This window comes from Natrialba sp. SSL1 (assembly GCF_001861355.1).
In the GTDB taxonomy this organism is placed as follows: domain Archaea; phylum Halobacteriota; class Halobacteria; order Halobacteriales; family Natrialbaceae; genus Natrialba.
In genome coordinates this window covers 61149-69185 of record NZ_MASN01000043.1, presented here as the reverse complement: position 1 = coordinate 69185, position 8037 = coordinate 61149, and the positions used below count along the sequence as shown (strand labels likewise).

The following is an 8037-nucleotide window of genomic DNA, read 5'->3' as shown; positions in this document are numbered from 1 at the left end:
GCGACGCGTTCACCGTTCTCGCCTCGAACTTCGAGGTCTCGAACCTCGACGCACCCGACGAAGCCGACCGCGGCGACGAGATCACCGTCAGCGCGAACGTCACGAACACGGGCAACGTCGACGACACCCAGTCCGTCGAGTACCGCTTTGACGACCTCGGTGACGCACTGGACGCACAGAACGTCACGCTCGAACCTGACGAGAACACGACGGTCTCCTTCGACGTCGACACGGAGAACGTCACTGAAGGAACCTACGACCACGGTGTCTTCACCGAGGATGACGAGGCAACCACCGCAATCGACATCCTCGAGCCGTTCTTCAGCGTCGACATCACCGACGCACCCGAGGAACTCGCACCGGGCGATTCCTACAGCGTCAACGCAACCGTCGAGAACACGGGCGACGCACCGGACGAGCAGACGGTCGCCTACGAGCTCGGCGACGGCGGCGGCGACGTTGCCGTCGTCGACGTCGCAGCCGACACGAGCCAGGGCGACGCCGTCGCCAGCGTGCTCGACGAGCGACTCAACGACGACACCTACGACGTCGATGTCGTCGTCGCAGACGACCTGCTCGACGAGATGGACGACTACGACACGTTCGTCGTCCAGCGACTCGGCAGCGACACGCTCGCCGAGGACTTCCTCGACGAACTCGAGAGCGCCCAGAACGCAGTCTACCTCGACTCCCACCAGGGTGGCTCCGCAGAGACCTACGCAGACGGTATCTACCGGCTCAACAACGTCCGCGAGGACCCCGCGGAACGCGACTCCGAGGGAATCGGCACGTCTGACGAGCCGGTAACGATCGATATCGAACAAAGCCACCCAATCTTCACGGGTGTCGGTGACGCCGGCGACGAGGTCGAGATGTTCACCGGTACCACGACGTGGGGTAGCTGGTTCGACGACTACAGCGGCACCGCGCTCGCTGACGCCGACTTCGGCGACGGCTACGCCGGCCCCTCGGTTGCCGTCAGCGACGACGGCAGCGAACTGCTGCTCACAGCGACTGCACGCGACTTCTTCACCGACGAAGAGGACTTCACCGAGGAAGCGAACCTGCTGCTCGCAAACAGTGTCGAGTTCGCCACGACGGGAAGCGTGACGGCCGACGCGGCGACCGCTGACAGCTCGTCCGTCGTCCACCTCGAACCGGGCGAGAGCGAGGACCTGACGTTCTCCGATGTCGTGCCGGAGGACGCCGAAGCGGGTGATGCAAGCCACACCGTCGCCAGCGAGGACGAACAGGACTTCGCTCCGGTCACGATCACCGGCGACGAGACGAACTGGAACGTCAAGGGAACGGTCTCCGACGACGCTACCGGCGAGCCGATCGCAAACGCCAGCGTCGAACTCGAGGCCGACAACGACACGTTCACCAACGTAACCGAGTCCGACGGGAAGTACGGCCTCGCCGACGTGCCTGCTGGCGAACACGACCTCACGGTCGACGCCGAGGGCTACGCGAGCCACACTGACGCCGTCCACGTTCTCGAGAACGACACCGTCACGGTCAACGTTTCCCTGCAGCAGGCTGCAGGAGCGATCAGCGGCGAGGTGACGGCAAGCGACGACGACGCACCGGTCGAGAACGCCACCGTCGTCGCCGAGAACGACGACGGCGATGTCCACGAGGCGACGACCGACGAGAACGGCTCGTACGAACTCGACGGCGTCTCGGCGGGCACGTACGTCGTCAACGTCGTCGACACGCCGCCGGGCTACGAACTCGACGAAATCGTCACCGTCGAACCCGGCGAACACGTTGAGAACGTCGACTTCGTCGTCGACCGCACCGCCGGCTCGATCGAAGGCACCGTCACGAACGCTGCCGGCGTCCCGATCGCTGACGCCAACGTCGTCGACGCCGACGACGGCGCGTTCAACGTGACGACCGCCGAGGACGGCTCCTACGAAATCGAGGATGTCACGCCCGGAACGAACGCGCTCCGCGCAGTCGCCGACGGCTACGACGACTCGAACGTCGAGTTCGTCGAGGTCGAAACCGGCGAGACGACGACCGCGAACCTCACGCTCGGCACCTACTTCGAGGTCGACGACCTCGCAGCACCAGACAGCGCCGAGCAGGGCGAGGAGATCACCGTCAACGCGACGGTGACGAACACCGGCGAACAGGAAGACACTCGAACGGCGTTCTACTTCCCGCCGGGCACTGACTTCGGACCCGACGTCATCGACTCCCAGCCTGAACTCGCCGAGACGGTCACACTCGAGGGCGGCGAGTCGACGACGGTCGAGTTCACCTACGAGATCGGAGCCGACGACGAACCGGGCGAGTACGAACACGGTATCTCGGCTGACGAGGTCGAGTCGACGACGATCACGATCGAGGCTGCTGACGACGGTGACGCCAGTATCGCACACGACGTGACCGATGTCACTGGACCGAACGCGGATCAGCTGGGCGCTGCTCCCGCCTGAATCCGCAGTCACACAGCGACCGTAACAGAGCGACCATTTTTTGCCAGAAGCCAAACTCACGGCGACCACACAACCTCCAGAAACTTCCGTTAAAGTCAAACATGCGGCCACGGAAGGGACGGGTATGAGCAGCGAACAGGACGAGGAGTCGCAGTCACAGCCACAATCGCACGGTCAGGGCGAGGGACGCTCGATCCGATGTCTCGTCGCCAAAGTGGGCCTCGACGGCCACGACCGCGGCGCACACGTCATCTCGCGAGCGTTCCGCGACGCCGGCTTCGAGGTCATCTACTCGGGACTGCACAAGGCCCCCGACGAGATCGTTCAGGCTGCAGTCCAGGAAGACGTTGACGTTCTTGGCATCTCGATCCTCTCGGGCGCACACGACACCCTCGTCCCGAAGATCATGGACGGGCTCGAGGAGTACGGCGCACGCGAGGACACCCTCGTCCTCGTCGGCGGCGTCATCCCCGAGGAAGACCGGCCGGAACTCAAAGAAGAGGGCGTCGCCGCCATCTTCGGCCCCGGTACCTCGATCGAAGAGACCATCGAGTTCGTCCGCGAGAACGCACCCGAGCGATGAACGCCGACGATCAGGACCTCCTGGACGCCCTCCTCGAGGGGCACCATCGCGCGCTCGCCCGGATCATCTCGAAGATCGAGAATCGCGCGCCAGGCTACCGCGACCTCGTGTCAGAACTCTACGCGCACACGGGTAACGCCGACGTGATCGGGATCACCGGCAGCCCCGGCGCGGGCAAGTCGACGCTGGTGGACAAACTTGCCGAGACCTACCGCGAGCGCGGTGAAACGGTCGGGATCATCGCGATCGACCCCTCCTCTCCCTTCACGGGTGGGGCCGTCCTCGGAGACCGTATCCGGATGGCCTCGACGATCGGCGATATGGACGTCTTTGTCCGATCGATGAGCGCCCGCGGCACGCTCGGCGGGCTCTCGACGGCGACGGCGGATGCGGTCAAGGCGATGGACGCCTTCGGCAAGGACAAGATAATCATCGAGACCGTCGGCGCGGGCCAGAACGAGGTCGACATCGTCCGCACGGCAGACACCGTCGCCGTGCTCGTCCCGCCGGGGTCGGGCGACTCCGTCCAGACGCTGAAGGCCGGCATTCTCGAAATCGCGGACGTGTTCGTGGTGAACAAGGCCGATCGCGACGGCGCAGACCGGACCGTTCAGGAGCTCCAGGAGATGCTTCACATCGGAGCGGACGTTGGCTTCGGCGGGTCTGGCCACCACGGTGCGGATGCGATGGCCGACACTGCTGGTGACGGCACCGACGACACTGACGCTGAAACTGACACCGATGCTGACGACCCCGACGACTGGATGCCACCCATCGTCGAAACCGTCGCCACGAAAGGCACCGGCGTCGACACCTTCATCGACGAACTCGCCGCCCACAAGTCGTTCCTCGTCGACTCCGGCACCCACGCCGAAAAAGTCCGTCAGCGCTACGCCGAGGAGATCCGGACCCTCCTTCGCGAAGACGTCAACGCCCTGCTCGAGGGTGAACTCGAGTCCGCCGGCGGCGTCGACGAGTTGGCCGAGGCAGTTCGGACGGGCGAGACCGACCCGTACGCGATCGCGAATGACGTGCTGACGCCGGTTGCGGACTGCCTCTCGGAGGCGGATATCGAGGCTGTGCAGGCGGAGTTCGACTCGGAATAACACGGTCGCGACTGGCCTCGCCGCCGCGCCAGGACCTCTGCGTGGCATCCGCTGCGTGTGAGTCAACCCCAGTTCTAAGAGCGTTCCCACCGTACCCCTCTCGTATGAAAGCCCGAACAGTCCTCGGTACGGCTCTCGGAACCGCCGGCGCGGCAATCGTCGGCAACCGTCTCCTCAGACGCCGTGCTGGCGACCTCGAGAACCCCTTCACTGGTGTCGAGCGAACCCACCGCTGGCGCGGCATCGAAATCGCTTACACGGTCGCTGGCGACCCCAACGACCCCGATATGCTGCTCTGTCACGGCGTCCACGCCGGCGCGAGCAGCAACGAGTTCGCAGCCATCTTCGACCGGCTCGCGGAGAACTACCACGTCTACGCCGTCGACCTCCCCGGCTTCGGACGCACGGACCGGCCACCGCTGGTCTACTCACCGACGCTCTACGCCGAGTGCATCCGCGACTTTGCGAACGATGTCACCGACGAGCCGATCGTCGTCGCCTCCTCGCTCACCGGCTCCTTCGCCGTTCAGGCCGCCGACGAGACGGATATCTCGGAACTCGTCCTGATCTGCCCAACTGACGACACCGGCGCGACGCGACCCTGGGTCCAGCGCCTGCTTCGCGCCCCCGTCGTCGGCACGACGCTGTTCAACCTGCTCGCCAGCAAGCCCTCGATCCGGTACTTCTACGACCGCGACGGCTACTACGACCCCGACCGGATCGACGACGCAGAGATCGAGTACGCCTGGCGCAGCGCCCACCAGCCGGGAGCACGATATGCGCCGGCGTCGTTCGCGGCGGGGATGCTTGACCCAGGAGCCGGCGCTGAGAGCGGCGCGTCCGGCGAGGAGCACGACGCCGATCACACCGTCGAGGAGTTCGACCTCGCGACCGAACTTGCGGCGCTCGATGTGCCGGCGACGCTCATCTGGGGTCGTGACGCTGAACTCGTTCCACTGCGTGAGGGTAGGGACCTGGCTGAAGCAGCGGATCTCGATCTGGTCGCCATCGACTACGCGACGCAGTTGCCCCACGCCGAACATCCCGACGAGTTCGTCGCGTATCTCACGGCGGAGCTACTCGAGGGCGGGGCTGACGACGCGGACGTCGGTATCGGTGACCAGTAGCCGGTTTGCCCGATCTCAGCAGGAACTCATCTCAGTACGACCCGGTTCAACTCGACCAGTTCGATGCAGGTCAGAAGAGCGGCTCGGGGACATCCGGTGGCGTCCGCTTATGTTCGCTCTTCTCGTGCATCGTTTCGACGTGTGAGACGTCCTCGACCGTCGTATCCGTGAGCCGTGCGACGACCGACTTCGGCAGGTTGCCGTCGATCGAGAGCGCGAGCACCGCATCCAGCGTGTCGTAGTCGAGGCCCAGTTCTTCCTCGTCGCTCTCGTAGTCGACCATGCCGCCGGTCGGCGTCTTCTGGACGACCTCCTCGGAGACGCCGAGATGAGCCGCCACCTGCCGCACCTGCTGTTTGTAGAGATTCCCGAGCGGATTGCAGTCGACGCCACCGTCGCCGTACTTCGTTACGTACCCCGTCGCGAGTTCGGCGCGGTTGCCAGTGCCGAGTACGATCCGGTTTTCGCGGTTGGCGATCAGGTAGGTGACGGTCATCCGGACGCGGGCGCTCGTGTTCCCGACGTAGCGCCCCTCCCAGCGGTCCTCCGATTTGTTCTGGTTCTCGGCGTCGGCGAGCTCGAGTACCTGGTCCATGATCGGGTCGATCTCGATCACGTCGTACTCGACACCGAGTGCTTCGGCAACCCGTTCGGCGTCGCTCATGTTCGCGTCTTCGTTGACTGCTTTTGGGAGCGTGATTGCGTGGACGTTGTCAGCGCCGAGTGCCTCGACGGCGAGGTAGGCCATCGTGGTGCTGTCGATGCCGCCGGAGAGGGCGATTTCGGCCCCGTCAGCGTCTGCAGCGTCGACGCGGTCCTGAATGAACTCGGTGAGATAATAGACCTGCGCCTCGAGTTCGTCGGCGTCGAATCGGAGGTCGAGGGGTTCGATGTCGTCCTGCATCTGCTCGTGGAGATTAGCCATGTGAACGACCGTGTTAGCGGTAGCTACGGGAAAAAGTCGTCTGCCTTCGTACGCACAGTCGCGGTCCAGTCGCGGTGGACTGGCAACAAATTCCATGCAGCGAGCCTGGAAACGGAGTTTTCCTGCCGATTCAGGCCGACGTGAATCCGATGACGCGTTCGCCCGTCGTCTCCGAGCGGCTGATCTCGAGTGCAACTGTCTGGCCGGTTTCGACCTCGTCGGGGTCGCGGTCGACGATCTGTCCGGTGACGCGAACTGGACCGAAGTCGACGATGGCGGTCGCGTAGGGTGCGTCGTCCTCGAACGCGGGTGTCGGAACGTGCGTGACGGTGAACGTCGCGATTTCGCCGGTGTCGGGAAGCGACTGTTCGGAGAGGTCCGCTGAACCACACTCGGGGCAGAGCCGGCGCGGTGGAAGTGAGGTGTGGCCCTCGGTACACTCGAGGTAGTAGGCCTCGCCATTTTCGGCGGCGTCGAGCCAGTCGTCGAAGCCGGCGTCGCGGACGGAGTCTGTGTCTGTGTCTGTGTTGCTCATTACTCCATCACCTCCAGTACGTGAACCGTCGCGCTGGCGACCGTCCCACCCGCGTTGTGGGCGAGACCGGTCGTCGCGTCGGCGACGTGCTCGCTGTTCGGGTGCGTGCCCGCCAGCAACTTCGTGACCTCGGCGATCTGCGATGCGCCGGTTGCACCGACCGGGTGGCCCTTCGCCTTGAGGCCGCCCGAGAGGTTGATCGGAACGTCGCCGTCCGCGGTCGTTCGGCCGTCGCGGGCGGCCGAGATTCCCTCGCCGATCTGGGCGAGGTCGAGCGCCTCGATGGCGAGCACTTCGGCGATCGTAAAGCAGTCGTGGACCTCTGCGAGATCCACGTCGCTGGCATCGACGCCGGCGTCCGCGTACGCCTCTGCACCGGCGTCGCGGGCGGCGGGCGAGCGCGCGAGGTGGTCGCGGTCGTGCAGCGCCATCCGGTCGCCGCCCTGGCCGGTACCGGTGATCGCGACCGGCGCGTCCAGGTCGTGTTCGTCGGCGTACTCCTCGCTCGTGAGGACGAGCGCCGCCGCGCCGTCCGAGAGCGGACACGAGTCGTAGAGTCCGAGCGGACTCGAGACGGTTGGCGCGTCGAGGGCCTCCTCGACGGAGATGGCTTTCTGATACTGGGCCTTCTCGTTGGTCAGCGCGTTGTCGTGGTTCTTGACCGCGACGTTGGCGAGGTCCTCGCGACCGCCGCCGAACTCGTCGAAGTACGCCTGGGCCATCAGCGCGTACGCGCCGGGGAAGGTCATTCCTGCGCGGACCTCCCAGAGGTCGTCGGCGGCGATGGCGAGCGCTTCCGTCGCGCCCGCGGTGCCGAGGTTGGTCATCCGCTCTGCGCCGCCGACGAGGACGACATCGTGTTCGCCGTTTCGGACGCGCATGACGGCGTCGCGAATCGCCATCCCACTCGAGGCACAGGCCGATTCGTACCGCGTCGCTGGGGCCTGGACGCCAGCGGCTTCGGCCATCAGTGGTCCCTGATGACCCTGGTGCTCTGCCAGTTCACCCATGAAGTTCCCGTAGAACACTGCTTCGACGTCCGCTCGTGGAACGCCGCTCTCTTCGAACGCGGTCTGTGTCGCTTCGGCGAAGAGGTCTCTGCTCGTCCGTTCGGGGGCGTTTCCGAACGGTGTCAACCCCGTTCCGGCGACGCGTACGCCACTCATACCCATTCGTACTGCGTCGTCCCGTTAATACTCCGCGGTTGCACTGAAACTGGACGCGAGATGAACACTGGTGTCCGATAGTTGAGGTAATAACCGACACAAACGGTATGCCAGCCGCCTTTCCACGCGTTTATAACCGTCTCGTACC

Annotated in this window: 7 protein-coding genes; 4 read left to right on the top strand and 3 right to left on the bottom strand. The window is 65.1% G+C overall.

The genetic code is table 11. The features are described from left to right. The 4 genes from BBD46_RS16465 to BBD46_RS16450 form a co-directional block, all read left to right on the top strand. Window positions 1–2447: carboxypeptidase-like regulatory domain-containing protein (locus BBD46_RS16465; protein WP_139173652.1), on the top strand; the 2447-nt coding region annotated here is incomplete at its 5' end. 124 nt (window positions 2448–2571) lie between these two features. Continuing rightward, window positions 2572–3030: a cobalamin B12-binding domain-containing protein gene (locus BBD46_RS16460; protein WP_006654214.1), complete on the top strand. Its 459-nt coding sequence runs from the start codon at window positions 2572–2574 to the stop codon at window positions 3028–3030. Further along, window positions 3027–4136, top strand: a complete 1110-nt coding sequence (gene meaB, locus BBD46_RS16455; protein ID WP_071402779.1) for a methylmalonyl Co-A mutase-associated GTPase MeaB — start codon at window positions 3027–3029, stop codon at window positions 4134–4136. The genes BBD46_RS16460 and meaB overlap by 4 nt, the downstream gene beginning before the upstream one ends. 104 nt (window positions 4137–4240) lie before the next feature. Continuing rightward, a complete protein-coding gene (locus BBD46_RS16450) occupies window positions 4241–5263 on the top strand; it encodes an alpha/beta fold hydrolase (protein ID WP_071402778.1) in 1023 nt (340 codons plus the stop codon). 70 nt (window positions 5264–5333) lie between these two features. Here the strand turns inward: BBD46_RS16450 and BBD46_RS16445 are convergent, their stop codons facing one another. The 3 genes from BBD46_RS16445 to BBD46_RS16435 all read right to left on the bottom strand — a co-directional run bounded on the left by BBD46_RS16445 (window position 5334) and on the right by BBD46_RS16435 (window position 7889). Then, window positions 5334–6188 (bottom strand): NAD+ synthase, encoded by an 855-nt coding sequence (locus BBD46_RS16445; RefSeq protein WP_071402777.1) that lies wholly within the window; start codon window positions 6186–6188, stop codon window positions 5334–5336. Between the two features lie 130 nt (window positions 6189–6318). Continuing rightward, window positions 6319–6723 carry a Zn-ribbon domain-containing OB-fold protein gene (locus BBD46_RS16440; protein ID WP_071402776.1) on the bottom strand — a complete coding sequence of 135 codons (405 nt, stop codon included), beginning with the start codon at window positions 6721–6723 and terminating at the stop codon, window positions 6319–6321. Then, window positions 6723–7889 carry a thiolase domain-containing protein gene (locus BBD46_RS16435; RefSeq protein WP_071402775.1) on the bottom strand — a complete coding sequence of 389 codons (1167 nt, stop codon included), beginning with the start codon at window positions 7887–7889 and terminating at the stop codon, window positions 6723–6725. The genes BBD46_RS16440 and BBD46_RS16435 overlap by 1 nt, the downstream gene beginning before the upstream one ends. Between the last annotated feature and the right edge of the window lie 148 nt (window positions 7890–8037).